This is a genomic window from Acinetobacter sp. NRRL B-65365 (assembly GCF_001605865.1).
Lineage (GTDB): Bacteria > Pseudomonadota > Gammaproteobacteria > Pseudomonadales > Moraxellaceae > Acinetobacter > Acinetobacter vivianii.
The window spans coordinates 46,868-69,924 of record NZ_LRPD01000026.1 but is presented as its reverse complement, the minus strand read 5'-3'; the positions used below and the strand labels follow the sequence as shown (position 1 = coordinate 69,924).

Genomic DNA, 23,057 nt, shown 5'->3' with positions numbered 1-23,057 from the left:
AAAATAAATAAGAAATATAATTATTACCAAATATGAATCGTCATCAAACTGTCATTTTTCTTTCACTTCTCTGTCACAAAGTTTACCGATACTGCATACAAGTCAGTGAGCTGTGTAACTTTATGTACACAAGCAAGCTTATAACAGTAACTAAGGCATCGGCCATTTACAAAAAAGTGTTTTGGAGAAATCTCAATGAAAAAATTGCTTCTTGCTGCTACTGTAGCAACTTTAGCCATGAATGCAGCGCAAGCAGCACCAACATTGTATGGTAAGCTCAATGTGACTTTGGATCAAATTGATAAAAATGGCTTTAAAGACGAAAGCGTAACTAAAGTAAACTCAAACGCTTCTCGTATCGGTGTAAAAGGTGAAGAAAAACTGACTGAGAAATTATCAGCAGTTTATTTAGCAGAATGGGGTGTTTCAGCTGACGGTTCTGGTTCAGATACCGACTGGGGTATGCGTAACCGTTTTGTAGGTATTAAGTCTGACGGTATTGGTACTTTGAAAGTAGGTCAATTCGACTCTTACCTTAAAACTGCTGCGGGTAACAACCAAGATATTTTTAACGATCACACTGAACTGGATATGACCAAAGTTCTTGCTGGTGAAGATCGTTTAAGCAACGTAGTTGGTTTTGAAACAGACAAGAAATTACTAGGTGGTCTAGCATTCAACATCATGTTCCAGCAAGGTGAAGAATCTTCAGCTGTTAAAAATGATGCGAAAGGCCAAAAAGGCAGCCGTGATGGTTTTGGTGACGGTGTTTCAACATCTCTTACCTATGAAAATAAAGACTATGGCCTAGCAGCAGCTGTTGCAGGTAACTTTGGTGTAGCATCAACTTATAATGCTTATAACAAAGAACTTGGTGGCAAAATCTATTCTGATGCAATCCGTGTAACAGGTTCTTTAGACTTGGCTCCAGCTGGTGTTAACGGTTTAGTATTGGGTGCTTTATGGCAAACTGCTCAACCAACTGACGATACAGTTGTTGTTGCTGGTACACCAGCTGTTTCATACAAAGGCTTAAAAGAAGATGCATTTGGCGTAACAGCTGCATATGCGATCCCTTCTACACCTGTGAAATTAAAAGCAGAATACATCTCTGCAAAAACAGAAGTTGATGGTCGTGAAGATCGTAAAAATGACTTGTATGGTATCGGTGCAGACTACAACATCAATAAACAAGCTCGCTTCTACGGTATTGTTGCTCAACAAAAAATTGACTGGCAGAAAGATGATAACAAGAAAACTGTTATCGGTTTGGGTATGGAATATAACTTCTAATTTGAAGTTAGCTTCTTAAACAAAAAATAAAAGGGCAATCTGCCCTTTTATTTTTTGCATTTATTATTTTTCAGTAAAAAAACTTTTTACCGTTTTACGAAAATTTTGAATCACCAGCTCCCTTGTTCTGCCACGCCTAAAAATAAGAGAAAATGGTGCGCAATAACCAAACATTGCGGGTAATAAGACTTTTAAACGTTTTTGCTCCACCCAAAACTGTGCAAAATGTTCGGGTAAATAACCAATGTATTGCCCAGATAAAATTAGAATGAGTTGTGCTTCCATTGAGTCAACTGTCGCAAATGAATGCTTAAATCCCTGTTTTGCCAGTTCAGTGTGACTCCAGTAACCACGACTCACCATTTTTCCTTGTCGAATAACGTCAGCAGTCAAATTCTGGTGTGCGAACATAGGATGTTTATCACTACAAAATAGCCACTGTTGTTCTTTATGGAGAGGCTGATACATCACCCCATTCATTTTCATAAAGAATGAACCAATCGCGACATCAAAACGATTTTCCAAAATTCCCATTTGCAACTCATACGGCGACTGCACCTGAATTTTGATATAAATATGAGGGTTTTGTTTTGAAAACTCACGAATCATTTGATCCAGAGGAATATTCTGATCCGTCACCATAGAATCTAACATACCGATTCTCAACGTACCGGTTAATTCACCTTTAATCTGGGCAGTATGTCTAGAAAAGTTTTCCAGTTCATGCAAAATCCGTTTGGCCTCCTGTAGAAACATCTCTCCTTTTTGGGTTAAAGAAAAACCACCACGCCCTCGTTCACATAACTTAAAACCCACAATTTGTTCTAGTTGAGTCATGTAGGTACTAATTGCAGAGGTTGATAGATTCAACTCCTGTTGAGCATTTGCAAAGCCTTTATTCCTTACAACGCTGACAAAAATTCGAATCAATTTAATATCAGAATAGGCCACTTCTTCCATCATATTTTCCTTATTACCTCTGCATTATTTTAAAACATCCAACATCAGATTAGTTTAGAAAAATCTGAACTAAGTTTTTAAAAAAAAGGATTTATTACCACCCGAGGCTGGTTGATAAATAAATAAAAGGAGAAATAAATGAACAAGATGTTAAATCAACCACTCGGTGGGAATGAAATGCCACGCTTTGGTGGTATTGCTTCAATGCTACGCCTTCCAGTGGTAGAACATGATGCTGGGCTTTCTAATCTAGATGCGGCTTTTATTGGCATTCCTTTAGATATTGGTACCTCCTTACGTTCGGGAACTCGTTTTGGACCCCGTCAAATCCGTGCTGAATCAGTCATGATACGCCCTTATAACATGGCAACAGGTGCTGCACCCTTTGAATCTTTGAATGTTGCAGACCTTGGTGATGTTCCTATTAACACCTTTAACCTAGCTGAAGCGGTACGTATTATTGAAGAACATTATGACCATATTCTGGCACATCCTATTATTCCGCTCACACTTGGTGGCGATCACACGCTAACCCTCCCCATCCTCAGATCTATCTATAAAAAACTTGGTCCAGTTGGCCTCATTCATATTGATGCTCATGCCGATGTCAATGATGAAATGTTTGGTGAAAAAGTCGCACATGGCACCACTTTTCGCCGGGCAGTAGAAGAAGGCTTACTCGATTGTCAGCGTGTAGTTCAAATTGGCTTACGTGCTCAGGGCTATAGTGCGGATGATTTTAACTGGAGCCGTCGTCAGGGTTTTCGTGTCGTTCAGGCCGAAGAATGTTGGCACAAATCGCTTGCCCCTTTAATGGAAGAAGTAAAGCAGCAAGTCGATGGCGGGCCTGTTTATCTCTCCTTTGATATTGATGGTATCGATCCTGCATGGGCACCCGGTACAGGTACGCCGGAAATTGGAGGCTTAACCACAATTCAGGCAATGGAAATTGTCCGTGGTTGTCAGGGTTTAAATCTTGTTGGATGTGATCTTGTCGAAGTATCGCCACCATACGACACCACGGGCAATACATCTTTATTAGGTGCCAATTTACTTTATGAAATGTTATGTGTTCTGCCAGGCGTAAAGATACATAAATAATTGTATTTGCAAATGATAATAATGAAATAAGGGAATATTCAAGGATCTTATCGGATGAAGATAGAACAATCACAACGGGCTGCTGCGGCAGCATTTATTGGCACAACCGTAGAGTTTTATGATTTCTATGTATATGCCACCGCCGCAGCCTTAGTACTCGGTATCGTATTTTTTCCTCAAACTGATCCTGTCACTGGCACATTGGCTGCCTTTGCAACCTTTGCAGTGGGTTTTATTGCACGCCCTGTTGCAGCACTTATTTTTGGACATTTGGGGGATAAATTCGGCCGCAAAAAAATGTTGCTATTCACAATGCTATTGATGGGTGTTGCCACAACAGGAATTGGACTCATACCAAGTTATAACAGTATCGGAATTTGGGCACCTGTACTGCTGATTGTTCTACGATTTATGCAAGGTCTATCTGTCGGAGGTGAATGGGGCGGCGCCGTGTTAATGGCAAGCGAACATGCCCCCGCTCATAAGAAAACCTTTTTTGCTTCTTTTGCTCAAATGGGCAGTCCTGCTGGCCTGATTCTTTGTTTACTCGTTTTCAGAGCCATTACCTCATTGGATGAAAAAGACTTATTCACTTGGGGCTGGCGTATTCCGTTCCTGTTGAGCTTTGTCTTTATGCTGATTGGTCTTGCAATACGTCTAGGGGTTGAAGAATCTCCTGAATTTAAACAAATGCAGGAGAAACAGGAAATCGTCAAATTTCCAATTAAAGAATTGCTCAAAAATTACTGGCCTCAAGTACTTTTTGCGGGACTCTCTATCACAATCGGTACAGCAGGTTTCTTTTTTACCAATACATTTATGATTACCTACGTCACCCAATATGTCGGGATCAGTCGCCCAACTATTCTGGATGCATTATTTTGGGTAACTGTATTTGAATTTATCGCGATGCCAGTTGCTGCATGGTATGCCAGTAAAATTGGTTCTCATCGTTTTTTATTCTGGGCTGCCATTTTATGTATCGCTGTTCCTTATCCAATGTTTATGCTGGTCAGCACTAAAAATATTTATTTAATCGTTTTAGGCATCACATTGGCTGTGATTGCGCTGTCTTCACTGTATTCAGTCGTCGCTGGTTTTATGGCCGAAGCTTTTCCTGCCAAAGTTCGTTATTCAGGGATTTCCATTTCCTATCAAATGATTGCGGCGATCACAAGTGGCACTACCCCCATTATTGGAACTTTGCTTGCACAGCACTACGCTGGTGAATGGTTACCTTTAGCGCTTTTATTCAGCTTCCTATCTTTGCTTTCTTTGATTGGTATCTGTGGCATTACTCGGCTCAGAAGACAACAACTCCAAACACCGCAACCTACTCAGAAACAGGAAGCTTCAAGAGAGGCCGCTTAAAATTACAAACTTTAGAGACAAGGATGTCTCTTATAAATAAACAAGGAAAATCAAAATGAAGAAAGATCATTCTAAATCCATTACACACATTGAAAGTTATGGTATTGAAGAAATACCAACTTACGCGCGTACAGCAACGCCATTTGATCTATTCCGCCTGAGTTTTGGTGGCGCCAATACCTTTTCAACCTGTGTCTTGGGAAGTTTTCCCATTGTATTTGGTCTTTCTTTTCAAGCAGGTTTATGGGCGATTTTGTGTGGTGTTCTATTCGGTGCATGTATTTTAGCGCCTATGGGAGTTTTTGGTGCGCGCACAGGAACCAATAACGCCGTGGCTTCAGGAGCACATTTTGGCATACACGGCAGAATTGTAGGCTCATTCCTATCCCTACTTACAGCCATTGCATTTTTTTCTCTATCGGTTTGGAGTTCTGGTGATGCACTCATTGGTGCAACTCAACGTTTGTTTGATCGTTCCTATCAAAATAATTGGGTTTATGGATTGGTGTATAGCGGCTTTGCCTTGCTGGTACTGATTATTTGTATCTATGGTTTCCGTTTTATGCTATTGGTCAATCGAATTGCGGTGATTACCTCAAGCCTACTCTTCTTTTTAGGCCTTTTTGCTTTTGCTCAACAATTCGATTCAGCTTATGCAGGACAGATTCAATTAGGTGAAACTGGTTTTTGGGCTGCTTTTACAGGCGCTGCGCTGATTGCATTTAGTAATCCAATCTCCTTTGGAACTTTCTTAGGTGGCTGGTCACGTTATATTCCCAAAGAGACCTCATCCTATAAAATCATGCTGGCAGTTTTTACTTCCCAGCTTGCAACCTTGATTCCCTTCCTATTTGGTCTTATGACAGCGACGATTGTTGCAAATCATGTACCTATCTTTATGCAACAGAATAATTATATTGGTGGGCTAATTCACATAGCACCTACCTGGTATTTTTTTCCGCTGTGTTTAATTGCGCTTATTGGTGGTTTATCTACTGGAACTACCGCCTTATATGGTACAGGATTAGATATGTCGAGTATTTTTCCGAAGCTGCTTAGCCGTGTTAAAGCAACAATATGCGTTGGTGTCCTCTCTATCCTATTTATTTTTATCGGTCGTTTTCTGGCAAATTTGACTCAAAGTGTCACGACCTTTGCTACCCTCATTGTCGTGTGTACCAGCCCATGGATCATTATTATGATTATTGGTTTCGTATCTCGTAGAGGCTATTATAAAAATGATGATTTACAAGTATTTGCAACTGGAATAAAAGGTGGCGTGTATTGGTTTCATCATGGTTGGAACTGGCGTGGTCTCATTGCATGGATTCCAAGTGCATTCATCGGCCTATGCTTTGTGCACTTACCTCATCAGTTCGTCGGGATCTGGGGAAATTTTTTTAATGGCCTCGATCTGAGCTTACCTATTAGTATCATACTGGCGGCACTGCTTTATACTCTACTGCTCAAATTCTTTCCTGAACCAAGCTCAGTGTATAGCCCAACATTAACTGCTCAAAGTGCAAAACAGCAATCTAATCCATCACTGGTTTCAGACTAAGCATAATAAAGCAGATAGAGAGCTTAACCCATAAACATTCAGCCAGAAAAAAGCCTGCTCATGTGAACAGGCTTTTCATTGAGATTCATTTATTTCTTTAAAAAACCACTCACAAGATTCAACACTTGCTGAATATCCTGATTAGCTTCTTGAGGATTGGTACTGCTGCCTTGAGGCGTCAATGAATCAATCACTTGTGGTAAAACCGAAGCAATAGCACCGTAAATTGCCTGTTTAGGCGCTTGAGTTTGCTGAGCAACCTGTTCTACATCCTGATCATCAAATAAGCTTTGAATATTTTGTGCAGGCACATCTTCAGCATTTTGCTGTTGTGGATCAACCCAGCTTTGTACCTGATTGCTTAAACCAGCATTTTTCAATTTATCCAAAGCACCTTGTAAGCCGCCTTGTTTTTGAATCCATGCCAAAACTAAAGGTAAAACTGCAATCAACAACGTTTGTGCCGTGTTTCCACCCGTTGCATTACTTTGAGTTGAGCCTGCACCACCGCCTAATTGACCCAACACAGAACCTAAGATTCCGCCTAGACCACCTTGCTGGTTTTGAGTATTTTGCTGTTGCCCACCCAACTGACCAAGAACCGAACCTAAAATCCCACCTAAACCGCCAGCTTGACCTGACTGTTGTTGACCGCCGCCTAAAGCTTGCTTCGCTAAAATTTCAACAATATTGGTTAAATTTGTCATAACCTAAACTTTCCTTTTGGAATTATTTATTCCAAAAGCATACGCTGCTTTGAAAACACAGCACAAAGATAAATTGTTAAATTTTGCAAGGCTTTGCTGCGAATCTCCGACCGAAATCTCAATCAGATTTAAATCGCAGCATTCACGGTTTACCAGCGGAATTTATCCCAGTTTTCAGGATTGGCCCAGAACTTGGAGTTAAACCAGTCTGGCACATGTTTATAGGTTAAAATATTAAATTGCCATAATGCAAAATCGCTGTCATGTGTGGTTTTATCAATCAGTTGAGTAAAACCCAGTGAACGCAATAGCTTTTCATCTTCACGCTTACTCACTACCACAATCCGCTTCGCCATAAGGTCACGCAACTTCACCAAAAGCTGTGCTTTTTGTGTTTCGGTAATATTTTGCATTTCTTCGGTATCAAATAATACAAAACCTAAATCATAACGTTGCGTAAATGGCAGACTTAAAAAGTCAGTTACGTTAAAATAATGCCATTGAATTGAAGCATTTTGGTCAATCTGCTGACCTATACAAAGTGCAGTATGAATGGGCTGTTCTTGAGATAAATCGTCTAGCATAGAAGTGATGACATTTTGTTCAGCCATAACTGCAACCCTTGATTGAGAAAGATGAGAGTTTATTAATGGAACTACAAGGCATTTGTCATAAAATGCATGCAGCGCTCAAAACGCATAGTGTAACTGATCAATCAACAAGCAAGGCAAATGTTGAATATAAATTTATATTAGATCGTACAGAAACTGACCTACCTTTTGTTTTAGGGCAGGAAATCGAGATCGAATGGACTGGTAATATTTTTTGTACCTCTTGCGGCTCAAAAACACCGAAGTCTTATTCACAAGGTCATTGTTTCAAATGCTTTAAAACAAAAGCAGAATGCGACCTGTGTATTATGAAGCCTGAAACCTGCCATTATCATTTAGGCACTTGCCGTGAAGACCAGTTCGCTCATGATGTCTGCTTCCAGCCGCATATTGTTTATTTAGCCAATTCAAGTGCCTTGAAAATCGGGATTACCCGTATCGTGAATATGCCAACCCGTTGGCTGGATCAAGGTGCAACTCAGGCTTTACCGATCATGAAAGTCGGTTCACGTCGTTTGTCAGGCCATCTGGAAACTTTAATTGGTACACAAATCGCAGATAAAACTGATTGGCGTAAACTTCTTAAAGGCGAAGCTGAGCCATTAGATCTCATTGAAAAACGTGATCAGATTCTGGAAGAATTTGCGCCTAAGATTCAAAGTATTCGCGAAGAATTTAATCAAAACCTTGAATTTAATGAGAATCTGGAATTTCTAGAGGACGAAAAACCAAGAGAGTTTATCTATCCTGTTGAACATTATCCTGAAAAAATTAAATCACTGAATCTGGATAAAACACCTAAAATTCGTGGTGTATTGCAAGGCATTAAAGGCCAGTATTTATTAATGGATATTGGTGTGATCAATATCCGCAAGTATACAGGTTATGAACTGATCCTTCGTGCCTAATCCGCATCATAAAAAAGGTGGCTTTCAATGCCACCTTTTTTATTTACCCCATTTTTAAACAGTTCAAAATTGCCTGTACAGGATCCTCGGTATTGCCTGAGATCAATTGTTTATGCATGCTTAAATGTTGCATCATTTGAATATGCGCCGTTTCATGATCCATTAAACGCTCAATTTCAGTGGCTAAATGATGTGGTGTTGCATCGGCCTGAATCAGTTCCTCAATGACTTTTTTACCTGCAATAATATTAGGTAAAGAATAATAAGGAATCTTGACCAAGAATTTGGCAATGATATAGGTCAGCCAATTCAACTTATAGAAGGTTACCATTGGACGATGCAATAACATTGCCTCGAGTGTCGCGGTACCAGAAGCCAAAGCCACAATATCACTGGCATTCATGACCATACGACCAATCTTCGATTCTGCATCGCTATTTTCCAGCACATGAATTTTCGACTTTAAACCAGCATCCAAGTGTTGAATGCCCTGTTCAATCTGATTTTTACGTGCATCATTGATCGCAGGAATTAAAAACTCGACTTCAGGATGCTTGCGATGCAGGATGTCAGCAGCACCTGTCAACAACGGCAGTAAACGTTCGATTTCACCACGGCGACTGCCAGGTAATAAAGCGATGTGAGTCTTGTGTGCAGATAGACCCAGTTGATGCTTAGCTTCGGCAATTGGATTTTTTAACGGTAACTGCTTTGCCAAAGGATGCCCGACGAACGCCGCAGCAACCTCATAATTTTCATAGAAGTTTTTTTCAAATGGAAATAAACAAAGGACCAGATCGATACTGCGTTTAATACCATGCACACGGCCTTGACGCCATGCCCATACCGATGGACTGACATATTGCACGGTTTTTATTGGTAAATTCTTTTCTTTAATGGTTTTGGACAAACGCAAATTAAAATCTGGTGCATCAATACCAATAAATATATCCACTGGATGCTCGGTCCAGCGCTCAACTAAACCATCACGGACAGCAAATAACTTTTTCAGGTCTTTTAAAACTTCCACGATTCCCATGACGGATAAGATTTCCATTGGATAATAGCTATGGAAACCTTCCGCAATCATTTGTGGCCCACCAATACCTTCAAATTCGACATCGATGCCTTGTTCACGAAAACTGCGCATGAGTTTCACCCCTAGCGTATCTCCAGAAACTTCTCCCACCACGATGCCAATTCTTAGTTTTTGCTTTGACAAGACCCACGCCCCACAGAAAGATTTAAATGATTCTAACAAAATGATTTTACACTGAATCAAACATGATCTGGCAATTTGTTCACGATTGGTGAACATCATTTCTCATCTAAGATGTCATTGTTTTCCAGAAAACCTATCTAGATTTACGATGAAATGACAATTGATTGAGATTGCAGGAATAGCTAATATTAACAAGAATCATTCCCATATGTGATTTATTTCTCCCTTCCTCCGTATCAAGACCCGTTATGGCTAAATCAACCTCGCTTACCTTTGTCTATCGACTGAGTATTTTCTATCGCTTTGCGTTGACCTTTGTACTGGGCTACCTCTGTATGATCTATTTAAGCCTTAGCCTGACCTCATTATTTGTCCATGTACTCGATAAAGCAGAGGCGATTTATCTGGCGGCTTTTATCGCGATTCTCTTTTATCTCATTTTCATCATTATTAGTTTCTGCTCACATTCATTATTGAAACTCACGTTGATCAGTCTGGGCTTAACAGGCGTATTGTTTGGCATATCTGTAGGTTTAAATTAAAAATGCAAAATAAAGGTGTTCGCCAATCAATGGCATGGTTACATGCATGGACCGGTCTGATTTTTGGCTGGCTTTTGTTTGCTATTTTCTTAATGGGAACAAGTTCATATTATCGACATCAGATTAATTTGTGGATGCAACCGCAACTGGCTCAGGTTCAAGTGAATCAGGATACAGCCATCACAACTGCTGCCGATTATCTACAAAAGCATGCCGGCGATGCCAAGTCATGGTATCTCAAAGTGGCAAATCACGAAGAACCCGTCAATAAAATGTATTGGCAACAAGCCAGCGGCAGTTATGAAAGTCGTAGTCTGGATGCCAATACTGGTCAGGAATTAAAATTGTCGGCAACTCAAGGTGGAGAATTCTTTTATAACTTCCATTTTCAGTTGTATGGATTCCCGATCATGATCGGGCGTTTGATTGCCTGCCTTGCCGCTTTCATTATGTTGGTGGCCTTAGTCTCAGGCATCATTACCCATAAAAAGATTTTTACCGATTTCTTTACTCTGAGAACCTTTAAATCGCAGCGTTCCTGGCTGGATTTTCATAATGTTTCTTCGGTACTCGCACTTCCCTTTTTCCTGACCATCACCTTTACAGGCTTAGCGATTTTCTTCTATCTCTATTTACCATGGGGAATGCAAAAACTTTATCCAGAGAATCCTTATCAGTTTTTCACTGAAATTAGAACGACTGAAAAGAGTGCCACAAATCAAACCGAGCCTCATAAAGCTGAGATGCTACCGATCAGCACCCTGCTGGAAAAAGTAAAGCAACAATGGGGCGAACAAGCACTGGCATCAATTGAAGTCAAAAATCCGAATACTGATCAAGCAGTAATTACCTTTAAGCAATTAGAAGATCGATCAATCACCTTAAATCAGGCACAAATCACCTTTGATGGCACAGGCAAAATTCTCGGCAATACCCGTAATAATAGTTCTGTCGCAACCTTACATTCGGGTGTTTATGGCTTACATATGGCGACCTTCGCCCAACCTGTATTGCGCTTCGCATTCTTTTGTTCAGGTATTTTGGGTTGTTTAATGATTGCTTCAGGCCTATTGCTGTGGAGCTTAAAACGTCAGATCCAAAACAAATCTGATCAATTTCATTTCGGTTACTATCTGGTTGATCGTTTGAATGTCGCTGCATTTGTTGGTCTGCCCACTGCAATGCTCAGCTATTTATTTGCCAATCGATTTGTACATGTGACCGAAACCACACCCAATTATGAAATCTATACCTTTTTCAGCGTTTGGGGTTTAAGTTTTATCATCGCCTTATTGACGAAAAAGCAATATTTATGGAAATCACAGGTACTAATTTTTGGATTAGTGGCTTTGATTCTCCCTCTCTATAATTTGCTCTATCTCATCAATCATCAGTTCATCACAGATCTGCAAAGTTATTGGCTATTCTTACGAATTGATTTATTCCTAATGGCCTGTGCTTTGTTTGCTGTATTTATTTTTAGAAATATCCAACCGATTCAGGAAAAATCCGCTCAAAAAATTAAAGCGAAGTTAGCCAAAAATGAGGTGAAAGCATGATTCTTTTGAGTCTCGTATTGATACTTGTTGGGATGCTGCTGCTCTATAAATGTAGTTCTAAGCAGATGAGTAAAACAAAACAACAGTTTGTCATTCACTATCAAATACAGCTCAAGGTACTGGCTTATCTATGCTTTTTGCTTGCAGGTAGCCTGCTTTGTTTAGAATATGGCAGCTCGATTGGGTTCATAAGCTGGTGGATTTTCGCAACGCCCGTGACTTTCTTATTGGTACTCTGGGTTAATGAGCTTAAACCTGTTAAAAAATAAAATGAATCCGTCAGGCAACTTTTTAGCCCCACTTGTAAAAAGTTGTCTAAAAAACCATAACTCATTGATATATTTTATTTATAAAAATTATTATTCCTTTTCTGACAGAATCCAAACACATTCCAGCCTGCTTTATCTGAATAAAGCTTTTGGTGTTTTCATGCTGTCATTGCACCTTTATCTCTTAATCCAAAAATAAATTCTAAGAGAACCTATCTTTTTCTTTAGCGTTTTTTTGCATAAGTAAATCACTATTCATCACAACGAGTTATCTAAAAAAAGCATAAGATATGCTGATTTTTGCATATTTAGGCATATTGTCGATGTTTGGTCCTATTGAATTTATTATGGCTGGGGTATTGGTTGGCTTCTGTGTTGGTATCACAGGCGTCGGCGGTGGTTCTTTAATGACCCCAATCCTGATCAGTCTATTTAAAATCGAACCTCATATCGCGATTGGTACAGACTTGTTATATGCCTCAATCTCTAAATTTTGCGGCTCTATTGTCCATGCTAAAAAACTCAATATTGTCTGGCCGATCGTACTCTGGCTAGCATTAGGCAGTATTCCAGCATCATTTGCGACCTCTTGGGCACTCGAACATTACCTAAGTCAATCCACGCATTATAAAGCTGTGCTGACTATGGTTTTAGGCTTTATGTTGACCTTGACGGGTATTTCAATTGTCTTTCGTGCACAGATTGAAAAATTCTTTGACCGTTTCCGTAACCGTGAACAAGCGAATATGGAAAGCGAACAACATGCTTTGCAACACAAACGTCATTACATTGTCATCATGGGAATCGTATTAGGTATCTTTGTTACCCTTTCGTCAGTGGGTGCTGGTGCCTTTGGTATCATGGCTTTAGTTCTAATGTTTCCTAACTTGCCGATGATCCGTATTATTGGTTCAGACGTGGTGCATGCCGTTTTACTTACAGCAGTTGCAGGCCTTAGTCATATGTCTTCAGGTAACGTCGACTTTAGTCTGTTGATGTGGTTATTGGTTGGTTCTATCCCTGCGATTATTGTCGGGACTTTAATCAGCTCACGTATGCCAGAAAGACTGATTCGTAAAATTTTAGGGATTACCTTATTTGCTTTGGGCGTGAACTTTATTGTGAACCCTGTGAAAGCCAAACCGAAGCCAGTTGAGACTCATCAGGCTGTCGTTGTACAGCAGACAAGTCATTCAACAACAATTGTTTAAGCCAACAAATGCCGCTGCTTTCTGCATAAATTATCGTTATTGCTAGTTAATCAGTCGGCATTTCATGCTATATTCGCAGACAAAATAACCTCTTTTTTCGATTGAATTTGTGACAGCAATGAATACTCTACAGTCAAATCCAGTTTCTCAGCCCGATATCGATGATGTAAACATTAAAAGCATTCAAACGCTGATTACACCAGCAGAATTGAAAGCTGATCTTCCATTATCTGAGGCTGCGTCTCAAACTGTGTTACAAGGACGTGCTACTGTACGTAATATTTTAGATGGCAATGACAAACGTTTGTTTGTCGTGATTGGTCCGTGCTCAATCCACGATCCTAAAGCTGCACATGAATATGCTGATCGCCTAAAAGTCCTGAGCGAAAAAGTAAAAGATACTTTATATCTAGTAATGCGTGTTTATTTTGAAAAACCGCGTACCACGGTGGGCTGGAAAGGTTTGATCAACGATCCAGACATGAATGACTCATTCAATATTGAAAAAGGCTTGCACATTGGTCGTGGCTTATTGATTGATTTGAATGAAAAAGGATTACCTTGTGCGACTGAAGCACTTGATCCAAACTCACCGCAATATTATCAAGATTTAATTTCATGGTCTGCGATTGGCGCACGTACCACTGAAAGTCAGACTCACCGTGAAATGTCTTCTGGTCTTTCATCACCTGTTGGCTTCAAAAATGGTACTGATGGCGGCTTAACCGTTGCAACCAATGCGATGCAATCGGTTAAACATGGTCACAGCTTCTTAGGCCTGAATGAAAATGGTCAGGTTGCGATTATCAATACCAAAGGTAACCCATATGCACACGTAGTATTACGTGGTGGTAATGGCAAGCCAAACTATGATGCAACATCTGTTGCAGAAGCAGAAGCTGCTCTAGCAAAAGCGAAAGTCAGCAACAAGATCATGATTGATACCAGCCATGCCAACTCAAACAAAGATCCGTACTTACAGCCTTTGGTTTTGAAAAATATCACAGAACAAATCCTTGATGGCAACAAATCAATCGTTGGGATCATGGTGGAAAGTCACTTAAAAGGTGGTCGTCAAGATATTCCAGAAAATCTGTGTGATCTTGAATACGGCAAGTCAGTGACTGATGGCTGTATTGACTGGGAAACAACTGAAAAAGCATTGCTAGAAATGCATGAAGCGTTAAAAGACGTATTACCAAATCGTTAATCTTTAAATAGATGTAAAACAGGCTCTTATGGGCCTGTTTTTTGTTTTGAATTACACTGATATCTTTTGAATAAGCCTCTTTTTTTCATTATACTGCTGCCACATTTCCCCTACGACGTATCGCTGATATGAAGTCCAGTTTTCGTCAACATTTGCTTAAGTGGCGTGCCTCTCTTGGCGCGGTGACTTTGCTGTGTTTACTCTGGCATATCTTCTTACCAACGATGGTCCATACAGGTATCGTACCTGCACTTTATGCAATGCCAAGTCATTGTCAGGTGACAGTGATTCAAAATGCATCATTGATGACTCAGACTCACGCAGGCCATCACTCACATGCAATGCATGACATGCATCATACCCAACAACTGCAAAGTTCTAAACATGCACATCTTAGTGATCATGCACAGGAAGTTTTTGCGCTTGCCAGCCAGATCATGAAACATTGCCCTTTGTGTACACATGGCCTTGATGCTGCTGTTCTCATCCCGTTGATTGCATTTATTTTTATCTTTCTACTGGCTTGGTTTAGTCGTGTACGCTGCCTCTGTTATTCGTGGACAGAAGATCTGCATATACCCCGCATCTTTTATATTTTCCCAACTAAACAAGCCCCGCCACTCACTTTATAAATCGCAAATTTTACTTCGTGCCCAGTTACAACTACGGCGCGTCCTTATGTATTGCTTTTTATAGAGTTCAAAATGAATACTCAATTCCGTTTGTCTGTATTAGCGGCTGCTTGCCTTTCTGTCAGCTATAACTCCGTTGCTTTTGCTGAAACCCCAATAACTGATTCAACTCAAACACTGGCAACCATTGTGGTTACCGCCAGTCGTGAAGGTGAATCGATTAATAATACCCCTGCCGCGATCAGTAAAATCGGCAGTCAGGATATCGAAGATAAACATGCAACATTCATCGGTCAACTGATCAATCAAAGCCCTGGTGTTTTGATGAATGATCTGGGCAATGAACAGCATATGATGTCGATTCGTCAGCCCATGACCACAGCGGCAGTTTATCAATATCTTGAAGATGGTATTTCAATTCGACCTGTGGGCGTGTTTAACCACAATGCCTTGTATGAAGTAAACCTTGCGGGGATTGACAGTATCGAGATCTTGCGTGGTCCAGCCAGCAGCTTGTACGGAAGCAATGCCATTGGTGGAACCATCAACTTCCTGACCAAAGCACCGAGTGCAACACCGACAGCAAATATAGGAATCAGCGCAAGTTCAGAAGGTTATCGCCGTCTGGATATTGATGCTTCTAATACCTTCGCAACCGAGTATGGTGAACAGGGTTTGCGATTATCTGCCTATGCCAATGATCGTGGTGACAGCTGGCAAGACCATGCCGAAAGTAACAAGCAAAGTATCACCTTAAGGCATGACTGGCGTATTTCTGATGCAACCCAAATCAAAAATATTGTGAGCTACAACCACCTCAAAGCAGATATGACAGGCAATTTAAGTCTGGAAGATTACCGTAAACGTCCTGGATATAGCTATCAGACCTTTACTGATCGTGAGGTTGAGGCCACTCGTATTTCTTCACAGCTGAATCACCAATGGAATGATCAGCAACAAAGCCAGTTCACCGTGTATTATCGTGACAATACCACGGAACAAAATCCAAGTTATAGCATCCGTACCGATGTCAAAAATGGTAAACCGACTGGCACATATAGTGGACAGACCACATATAACGCATTTCAGTCTTATGGCTTAAATATGCAGCATTCAGCCACATTGGATCAGGTCAAACTGATTGTTGGAGCAATGGCAGATTACTCACCGAATCAAGCCAAAACCAATGATATCGAGGTTTTCCGTGATCCTGACAGCCTGATTTATACGGGTTATAAACAACGCCAGTTGCTACGCGATTTTAATGTTGACGTCAATAATCAGGCCCTCTATGCACAAGCAAACTGGCAGGTTATTCCGACCTTAAATCTGGTCGGTGGTGCTCGTTATGACTGGATCAGTTATGACTACAGCAATAAATTAACCCCATCAAAAGTAACAGGTGCACCTGATGAAAAACGTAATTTCCATAAAGCCAGCCCACAAGTCGGTTTTGTCTGGAATATCACGCCTGCTATGGACATTTACAGTAACTGGTCGCAAGGCTTTGTTCCGCCAGAAGTAAGCAGCCTGTACGGCGCAAATCTGGTCACGCCAAATCTGAAAGAAGCGACGTTTGATAATATTGATGCCGGTTTACGCTTCAAACTGCTGGATGACCGTGTCGATGGGGAAATTACCTTATACCGTTTACAAGGCAAAGATGAAGTCATAAATTACACCAAGCCAGATAATACCCGCGAACCACGCAATGCTGGTAAAACCCTGCATCAAGGGATAGAAATTGGCGGCACATGGAAGATCAATGCACTTTATGATCAGCGTTTAAAAGTTTCAGGTAGCTTTGCAAAACACGAATATAAAGCGTTTCAACCCTCAAGTTCACTCGATTACAGCGGCAATACCATGCCAAGCGCACCCAAAAGCTTTGGCACAGTTGAATATCAGATCAAACCGGTTCCTGAATTATTACTTGCTGTAGAAGGTGTCTATGTCGGATCTTACTGGATCAATGATGCCAATACAGAAAAATATGATGGACACACCTTACTGAACTTACGTGCTAACTATCGTAAAAATGCTTATGAAGTGTTTGGTCAAGTCATCAATGCCACCGATGTGCATTACGCTGAAAGTACATCTTTTAGCAATAATCAGGCAAGCTATACACCAGCTGCGCCGCGGACTTATTTATTAGGTTTGCGCTATCATTTTGGAAAATAAAAGCGACTGAATAAAAGATATGGCTTCAACTGAGGCCATATCTTAAGGCTTAAATATAAAATGAGGCAATCACAAAGCTCAGCATCAAACCCGTCTCACTCAGTTCAATTGCAGCACCCACCGTATCACCCGTAATCCCGCCAATACGCTTGATAAAAAGCCCACGTAAATAAAAAATAATGATCAAAAAACTGAACAAGCTGACTAAACCTGTCCATTTGAATGCACAAAGCAATGCTATTGTAATGACAAAAACCATCCATATTGCTAGTCGTGGTATATTCTCAAGCATTGAACTTGCCAGTCCCTGCGCACGTACATAGCGTGTCGTGAGGAATAAAAATAGCGGCACACTACGTCCAAGCATGGGCAATACAATAAGAAATGCTTCAAGCTTTTGTTCAAGCAACACATAGAGTGCGACAAATTTAAGCAGACATACCGCAATCAGGCTTAATACCCCGATCGGGCCACACGCTGGATCTTTAATGATTTTCAGGGTTCGTTCTGGATCACCAAAGCCACCCACCCATGCATCTGCGGTATCCGCGAGTCCATCAAGATGTAGGCCACCAGTCAGCCAGATCCATAGCACCAGAATGAGCGCTGCACTGAACACAATAGGAAGTTTTGCCAATATAAGCGCGAACGCAAATAACATCAGTCCAATCAATAAACCAACCACAGGATAAAACAGCAAGGCCTGACCATTTTGCTTTGCACTTGGCATGTTTTTTAGTTCAATTGGCAAAACCGTCAAAAATTGCAAGGCAATCCAGAAAGGTGTCATGCGAAACAGCTCAATTCAAAAGATTTATCATGAAATGATTATGAAGAAATAAAATTGGGAATAGCAAGCTATTCCCAAATGAAAATATAAAATAAGTCAGCTTATTGAATTTGATAACATTGTTTCAGCTTCAAATAGTCATAATAGAAGCTGTTAGTGCTATAACGCGCATAGTTACAGTTTGGCTTAAACAAGGTCTCTTTTTCGTTATAGAACATCTTCACCAAAGTTGTTCCTTGTGTATTCTGGTAAATATCCCACTGTAGGTTTGCAGCCATCGGCGACACAAACTCACCACGCCATTTACTATGGGTATAATTATAAGTTTGACGTAAAGGCAGCGGCTGCATCATGTCATGCAATTCCAGACTGGTTGCCAAAGGAATGATGATTTCGGCATGTGCAAAACGTAATACCGCACGATGCGTTTGCTGCTTATCAACTATCGCATCGACCTGTTTAAATAAATCCTGTTTTAAGCCTTGGGCAATTGCACTAGTAACATTCTTCGATTCAGTAAAGCTTGGCCCTTTGCTATAAAAATCATTGGCATCGTTAAATTCAGCATAAAATTTTGCAGCTTCTAGTGGCATATATTTATCAAAATCAATATTTTTTAGCTCTGTTTGCATGCCGCCTGCAATTGAATACAGCTCATACACATAGGCAGCGGCATCCACAGCACTGGCAATGGTATTTTTGCCTTTACCTTTTTCAGTAATGCTTTCGCCATTTGGCGCTGTCACCGTATAGGAACCCGTATTGTTAAAGCGATATCCTGCTGAACCTAATTTTTGAATAAATTCTGATTTGAAAATAGGAGTAAGCACATTCATGGCTATCTGTTCAGCTTTGCTATTTTGGGCAAGTTCACTTAGTTTATTTGCCAAATCAGCATCATCTTCCTCAAACTGTTGATAAGCCTGACTTGCATCATAGATTGCCTGTTGCTGAGCGGATAAGGGTTCAGTTAAATCACTGTCTTTATTCAAGCTGTGAAAATACAGTTTAAAACGATCTACACCTCCATCTTCAACTGATGGCACACTGCTGCTGGCCAGACTGGTATATGACACTGGCGTAATCTGGTTTTTAAGTTGAGGTTGCTGCTGAATCAGCTCAGCCGTAAAGAATTTCGCACTATCCACAGCACGATCAACACCTGAACTTTGCACTAAAATTGAGGCAGGCTGTGTCGAAGCGGTTTTAAACAGATCTGGTAAGCGCTGTAATAGACGATCTGCAATACCTCGATGCTCCTGTATACCTTGCATGCTTTCATTGCCATATCCGAACTGTCGAATCCCTTCCACGCCATAGCCCAGCAGAATATTGGCCTTCATCATACTTTCCAGATCAGCCCCAAGTTGCTCCCCTAACGGCGTTAAGGCATTTTCTGCTTTGGCCTGTTTCCACAAGTTATAAAGTGCCAAATCATATTTGATACTCGACAAACCTCTAGAGCCATGACGTGCAACAAGCTCGGTAAAGACGGGTTGAAAACCTTGTGGAATAGCTTCGTATTTTTTCAGATCTTGCTGCGGTTGATACGGTGTTTTGGTTTGATAATATTTTGATTGTGGAGTGGTTTCAGGTGATGACTGATTTTGTTGATGATCATCGTTATTACAAGCTGTCAATAAAATGCTTGCGCATAACACACTGCTTTTAAATAATATATTCATGAAAGATTTGATTATAGGTCAAGAAATTGACCTGTATCATAGGCAGTGGCAATGACAGTTCGATTACAGCTTTTTACTCAGTTATAGAATAATCGACAAGGTCATTTTCCCATTTATTTATTTTCTACAAAATGAATCTCATTGTCGCGATGGATCAATTTGAGTGAGTATAGCTTTCCAAGCTCGGCTGGCATTTTTAATAAATCATCTAGCGCCTGTTGACGTGCTAGGCAGGTCAATAATTTAATTACCCCGCCATGTGTCACAACCAAGGCCCTATGCCAATGATTCTGCTGCATTTCGTTATAAATATGATTCACCCCATGCATGACTCGCTGCTGGAACTGGGCAAAGCTTTCCCCATTCGGTGCATGATATTGCGTGGGAAATTGCCAGAAATTTGCCAATAACTCAGGCTCTGTTTCATAAATGGTTTGGGTTGAAACACCTTCCCAATCACCAAAGAACATTTCCTTCATTTCAGTATGAAGCAAAAGTGGTTTTTCTAATTGCTGGGCCAATGCAACCGCAAACTTTTGGCAACGCTGTAAAGGTGAACTGATAATCACATCCCAATGCATCTGCGAATTCAGAGCTTGCTGAATGGTCGATTGCATCTGCAACCAACCCTGTTCTGTCAGCTCATCATCCAGATGACCACGCAATGTATGACTGAATGTCGTTTCACCATGGCGCAGTAAATCAAGGTGCAACTTTGTCACCTGTCACGGCTGCTTCGGCAAAAGTCGCCATTTGATTATGTAAAACACAAGCAAGCTGGATCATGGATAATGCAGCACCAGCACCACTGCCTTCCCCCAAACGCAAGTTCATTTTCAAAATAGGCTGCGCATTCAGTTCTTGTAAAACACGTTGATGCCCGTACTCAGCTGACTGGTGTCCGAATAGCATCCATGCCCGACTCTGGGGTTGAATACGGACTGCGCATAAAGCAGCAACCGAACTGATAAAACCATCCACCACGACTGGTAAGCCAATTTGCGCACAACGGATATAGGCACCTGTCATCGCGGCAATTTCCAGACCGCCGACCGCTGACAGAGTGTTTAAGGCATCATTTTTAACTTCTGTTTGGTGAAGCTTTATCGCTTGATCAATCACATTGATTTTATGTTGTAGTTGCTGATTGGTAATGCCAGTTCCAACACCTGTGAGTTGTGCAGCATCTTCATTTAACAATAAACCGGCCAAGGCTGAAGCAGAACAGGTATTGCCAATTCCCATCTCACCTGCAATAAAAATATCTGCAGCTTGTGCTTTGGCGCGCTCCACGCTGGCCTTACCCAACTGTAAAGCCGCTAAACATTCCTGCTCTGTCATTGCAGCTTGTTCAACAAAATTGGCGGTGCCTGCACGAATACAATGACGCTCCACACCTGCATATTCATAAGCATCACCGACCGTACCACAATCAATGACTTGTAAATGTGCTTGATGATGTTTGGCAATGACGCTAATCGCTGCACCACCAGTCGCAAAGTTTTGTAGCATTTGGCGGGTCACGGCTTGCGGGTAAGCCGAGATATTTTCAGCAACTACGCCGTGATCACCCGCAAAAATCGTGATCCAGGGTTGCTGAATCTGAGGGTGAACTGTTCCTTGCAAAGCAGCCAGATCAATTGCGATTCGTTCCAGATCACCTAACGCTCCTGTAGGCTTGGTCAGTTGAAGCTGACGTTGTTCAGCTTGCTGTTTTGCATCCAGATCAGGTTGTTGAATCGCCGCTAAAAACCATTGCTCATGTTCAGTCATATTATTTCTCATCTTTTAAAATCATTGGAAGGCCTGCGACACAAAACGTGACCTTATGGGCGAGTTGACCCAGTGCCTGATGCAAACGCCCCGCTTCATCCACAAAACGGCGGCTGATTTCTCCCATTGGAACCACACCAAGCCCAGTTTCGTTACTGACCAGAATGATCTGAGCTTGCAGTTGAGCTAAGACTGCCAAGAATTTTTCGGTTTGTTGCTGTTGTAATGTCGTATCTTCAGCCAATAATAAATTGGTCAACCATAAAGTCAGGCAATCCACCAGAATCAGTTGATTGGGTTGGTCACATTGCAACAGTCGATCAGCCAGATAAATTGGTTCTTCACACACTTGCCAATGTTCAGGACGTTGCTGCCGATGATGCTCAATACGCTGCTGCATTTCGTCATCCAGCGCCTGCGCTGTGGCAATATATACAACCGACAAGCCAGAATCCTTGGCGATTTGTTCTGCCAAACGACTTTTCCCAGAACGTGCGCCGCCTAAAATCAGTTGCAACATATCTAACCCAATTCAATTTGCTGATAAGGATACAGTAATCCTTGTAAAATCTGTGCCTTATAATAGCCGAAAGTGAGTTGCTTCACTTGAACTTTCCACTTTTTAACGGGCAATTGCTGAATTCGCTCTAGCACCTGATCACTCTGCCATGCTTCGCGATACAGACCTAAAGTAATATGCGGACAATACTCAAGCGCAGCAATTTCATCTGACACTGAAGCCAGTTGCCGACGAATTTTTTCCAGAATTTGATCCGTATCTTTCACTTGCAAAAATAAGGCACTGCTAAAGCTATCCAGTTGGGCAATCTCTAACTCGAACGAAGATAGCTCCAGATTTTGCAGTTGCTTCATCTGTTGTTGTAATTGTTGAATCTGAAAATCATCATTGTATTGCTTCTCTGCGGATGTCAGAAACCCACATACAAATAAGGTAATGTGATATTGACGTTGATTGGCAGGAATCAGTAAATCTGAGAAATTTGCCCGAATCTGGTCTAAATATTCAATTAGTTCAGGCTGATCAATTTCAAGATACCATAACCCATAGTCTGAACGGCCACGATGCCACTCAGAATAGTCTCGAACGACGGTCGGACACAGTTGGGTTGATGGTTTCAATAACACAAAATATAGATTCAACAAAATATGGAATATGCCATTAAAACATAAGCATAGACTGAATTAAAATAATTGTTTATCTCTCAGCCTTGTCAATCTTTCGAAAATAAAATTAGGAAATATCAAATGATATGAGCACATAGCATTATTAAATTGTAGTTTAGTCAACACTAAAACCTTCTAGATATAAGCTGATACGATACTGACCTCAAATCAGAACTATGCCACAAACTCGGCGTATCCAGCGCATTATTCAATGCCTAAAATCTATATCAGAGATAACACAACTTTATCGATTTAAAGCTGTGTTATTCAAGGCAATGTATAC

Annotated in this window: 22 protein-coding genes; 12 read left to right on the top strand and 10 right to left on the bottom strand. The window is 40.9% G+C overall.

The features are described 5' to 3' along the window. The first annotated feature begins 195 nt into the window (after nt 1-195). Nucleotides 196-1,293 carry a porin gene (locus tag AWW72_RS11095; protein WP_062847374.1) on the top strand — a complete coding sequence of 366 codons (1,098 nt, stop codon included), beginning with the start codon at nt 196-198 and terminating at the stop codon, nt 1,291-1,293. A 63-nt stretch (nt 1,294-1,356) separates the two neighbouring features. On the opposite strand, the gene AWW72_RS11090 is transcribed toward AWW72_RS11095, so the two are convergent. Next, on the bottom strand, nt 1,357-2,253 hold the full coding sequence (locus tag AWW72_RS11090) for a LysR family transcriptional regulator (protein WP_062847373.1): 897 nt from the start codon (nt 2,251-2,253) through the stop codon (nt 1,357-1,359). Nucleotides 2,254-2,391: 138 nt separating this feature from the next. Here AWW72_RS11090 and speB point away from each other — a divergent pair, with 138 nt between their 5' ends. Genes speB through AWW72_RS11075 form a run of 3 tightly spaced genes read left to right on the top strand, consistent with a single transcriptional unit; the run spans nt 2,392 to nt 6,286 of the window. Continuing rightward, nucleotides 2,392-3,354, top strand: a complete 963-nt coding sequence (gene speB, locus AWW72_RS11085; RefSeq protein WP_062847372.1) for an agmatinase — start codon at nt 2,392-2,394, stop codon at nt 3,352-3,354. Nucleotides 3,355-3,408: 54 nt separating this feature from the next. Continuing rightward, a complete protein-coding gene (locus AWW72_RS11080; protein WP_062847371.1) occupies nt 3,409-4,725 on the top strand; it encodes an MFS transporter in 1,317 nt (438 codons plus the stop codon). Nucleotides 4,726-4,780: 55 nt separating this feature from the next. Continuing rightward, nucleotides 4,781-6,286, top strand: coding sequence for a purine-cytosine permease family protein (locus tag AWW72_RS11075; protein WP_062847370.1), 1,506 nt, complete (start codon nt 4,781-4,783; stop codon nt 6,284-6,286). An 89-nt stretch (nt 6,287-6,375) separates the two neighbouring features. Here the strand turns inward: AWW72_RS11075 and AWW72_RS11070 are convergent, their stop codons facing one another. After that, nucleotides 6,376-6,993, bottom strand: coding sequence for a YidB family protein (locus tag AWW72_RS11070; protein WP_062847369.1), 618 nt, complete (start codon nt 6,991-6,993; stop codon nt 6,376-6,378). Between the two features lie 149 nt (nt 6,994-7,142). Beyond that, nucleotides 7,143-7,604 carry a DUF6231 family protein gene (locus AWW72_RS11065; RefSeq protein ID WP_004772084.1) on the bottom strand — a complete coding sequence of 154 codons (462 nt, stop codon included), beginning with the start codon at nt 7,602-7,604 and terminating at the stop codon, nt 7,143-7,145. 38 nt (nt 7,605-7,642) lie between these two features. Between AWW72_RS11065 and AWW72_RS11060 the strand changes: the two genes are divergently transcribed. After that, entirely contained in the window at nt 7,643-8,512 is an 870-nt protein-coding gene (locus AWW72_RS11060) for a DUF2797 domain-containing protein (RefSeq protein WP_005257426.1), read from the top strand. Nucleotides 8,513-8,555: 43 nt separating this feature from the next. On the opposite strand, the gene lpxB is transcribed toward AWW72_RS11060, so the two are convergent. Then, entirely contained in the window at nt 8,556-9,830 is a 1,275-nt protein-coding gene (gene lpxB, locus AWW72_RS11055; protein ID WP_502686079.1) for a lipid-A-disaccharide synthase, read from the bottom strand. Between the two features lie 152 nt (nt 9,831-9,982). Between lpxB and AWW72_RS11050 the strand changes: the two genes are divergently transcribed. From AWW72_RS11050 to AWW72_RS11020, 7 genes are all read left to right on the top strand, one after another. Next, nucleotides 9,983-10,276: a hypothetical protein gene (locus AWW72_RS11050; RefSeq protein WP_062847367.1), complete on the top strand. Its 294-nt coding sequence runs from the start codon at nt 9,983-9,985 to the stop codon at nt 10,274-10,276. A 2-nt stretch (nt 10,277-10,278) separates the two neighbouring features. Further along, nucleotides 10,279-11,835, top strand: coding sequence for a PepSY-associated TM helix domain-containing protein (locus AWW72_RS11045; RefSeq protein ID WP_062847366.1), 1,557 nt, complete (start codon nt 10,279-10,281; stop codon nt 11,833-11,835). Next, complete coding sequence (locus AWW72_RS11040) at nt 11,832-12,104, top strand: hypothetical protein (protein WP_062847365.1); 273 nt, start codon at nt 11,832-11,834, stop codon at nt 12,102-12,104. Before AWW72_RS11045 ends, AWW72_RS11040 begins: the two co-directional genes overlap by 4 nt. Before the next feature lie 323 nt (nt 12,105-12,427). Continuing rightward, entirely contained in the window at nt 12,428-13,315 is an 888-nt protein-coding gene (locus tag AWW72_RS11035) for a sulfite exporter TauE/SafE family protein (RefSeq protein WP_004772078.1), read from the top strand. Nucleotides 13,316-13,433: 118 nt separating this feature from the next. Continuing rightward, the gene (locus AWW72_RS11030) at nt 13,434-14,525 is read left to right on the top strand and encodes a 3-deoxy-7-phosphoheptulonate synthase (RefSeq protein WP_004772077.1); all 1,092 of its coding nucleotides are present in this window, start codon (nt 13,434-13,436) and stop codon (nt 14,523-14,525) included. A gap of 128 nt (nt 14,526-14,653) precedes the next feature. Next, complete coding sequence (locus AWW72_RS11025) at nt 14,654-15,157, top strand: hypothetical protein (RefSeq protein WP_062847364.1); 504 nt, start codon at nt 14,654-14,656, stop codon at nt 15,155-15,157. A 72-nt stretch (nt 15,158-15,229) separates the two neighbouring features. Further along, complete coding sequence (locus AWW72_RS11020) at nt 15,230-17,341, top strand: TonB-dependent receptor (protein WP_062847363.1); 2,112 nt, start codon at nt 15,230-15,232, stop codon at nt 17,339-17,341. Between the two features lie 49 nt (nt 17,342-17,390). Here AWW72_RS11020 and AWW72_RS11015 read toward each other — a convergent pair whose 3' ends face one another. The 6 genes from AWW72_RS11015 to AWW72_RS10990 form a co-directional block, all read right to left on the bottom strand. Then, nucleotides 17,391-18,131 carry an adenosylcobinamide-GDP ribazoletransferase gene (locus AWW72_RS11015; protein ID WP_062847362.1) on the bottom strand — a complete coding sequence of 247 codons (741 nt, stop codon included), beginning with the start codon at nt 18,129-18,131 and terminating at the stop codon, nt 17,391-17,393. Between the two features lie 101 nt (nt 18,132-18,232). After that, nucleotides 18,233-19,816 carry a histidine phosphatase family protein gene (locus AWW72_RS11010; protein ID WP_062847361.1) on the bottom strand — a complete coding sequence of 528 codons (1,584 nt, stop codon included), beginning with the start codon at nt 19,814-19,816 and terminating at the stop codon, nt 18,233-18,235. 113 nt (nt 19,817-19,929) lie between these two features. Beyond that, nucleotides 19,930-20,529, bottom strand: a complete 600-nt coding sequence (locus AWW72_RS11005; protein ID WP_062847360.1) for a histidine phosphatase family protein — start codon at nt 20,527-20,529, stop codon at nt 19,930-19,932. Continuing rightward, entirely contained in the window at nt 20,519-21,589 is a 1,071-nt protein-coding gene (cobT, locus tag AWW72_RS11000) for a nicotinate-nucleotide--dimethylbenzimidazole phosphoribosyltransferase (RefSeq protein WP_062847359.1), read from the bottom strand. Before cobT ends, AWW72_RS11005 begins: the two co-directional genes overlap by 11 nt. Before the next feature lies 1 nt (nt 21,590). Continuing rightward, entirely contained in the window at nt 21,591-22,109 is a 519-nt protein-coding gene (gene cobU / locus AWW72_RS10995; protein ID WP_005257409.1) for a bifunctional adenosylcobinamide kinase/adenosylcobinamide-phosphate guanylyltransferase, read from the bottom strand. 2 nt (nt 22,110-22,111) lie between these two features. Next, nucleotides 22,112-22,735, bottom strand: coding sequence for a 2'-5' RNA ligase family protein (locus AWW72_RS10990; RefSeq protein WP_062847358.1), 624 nt, complete (start codon nt 22,733-22,735; stop codon nt 22,112-22,114). Nucleotides 22,736-23,057 lie beyond the last annotated feature (322 nt).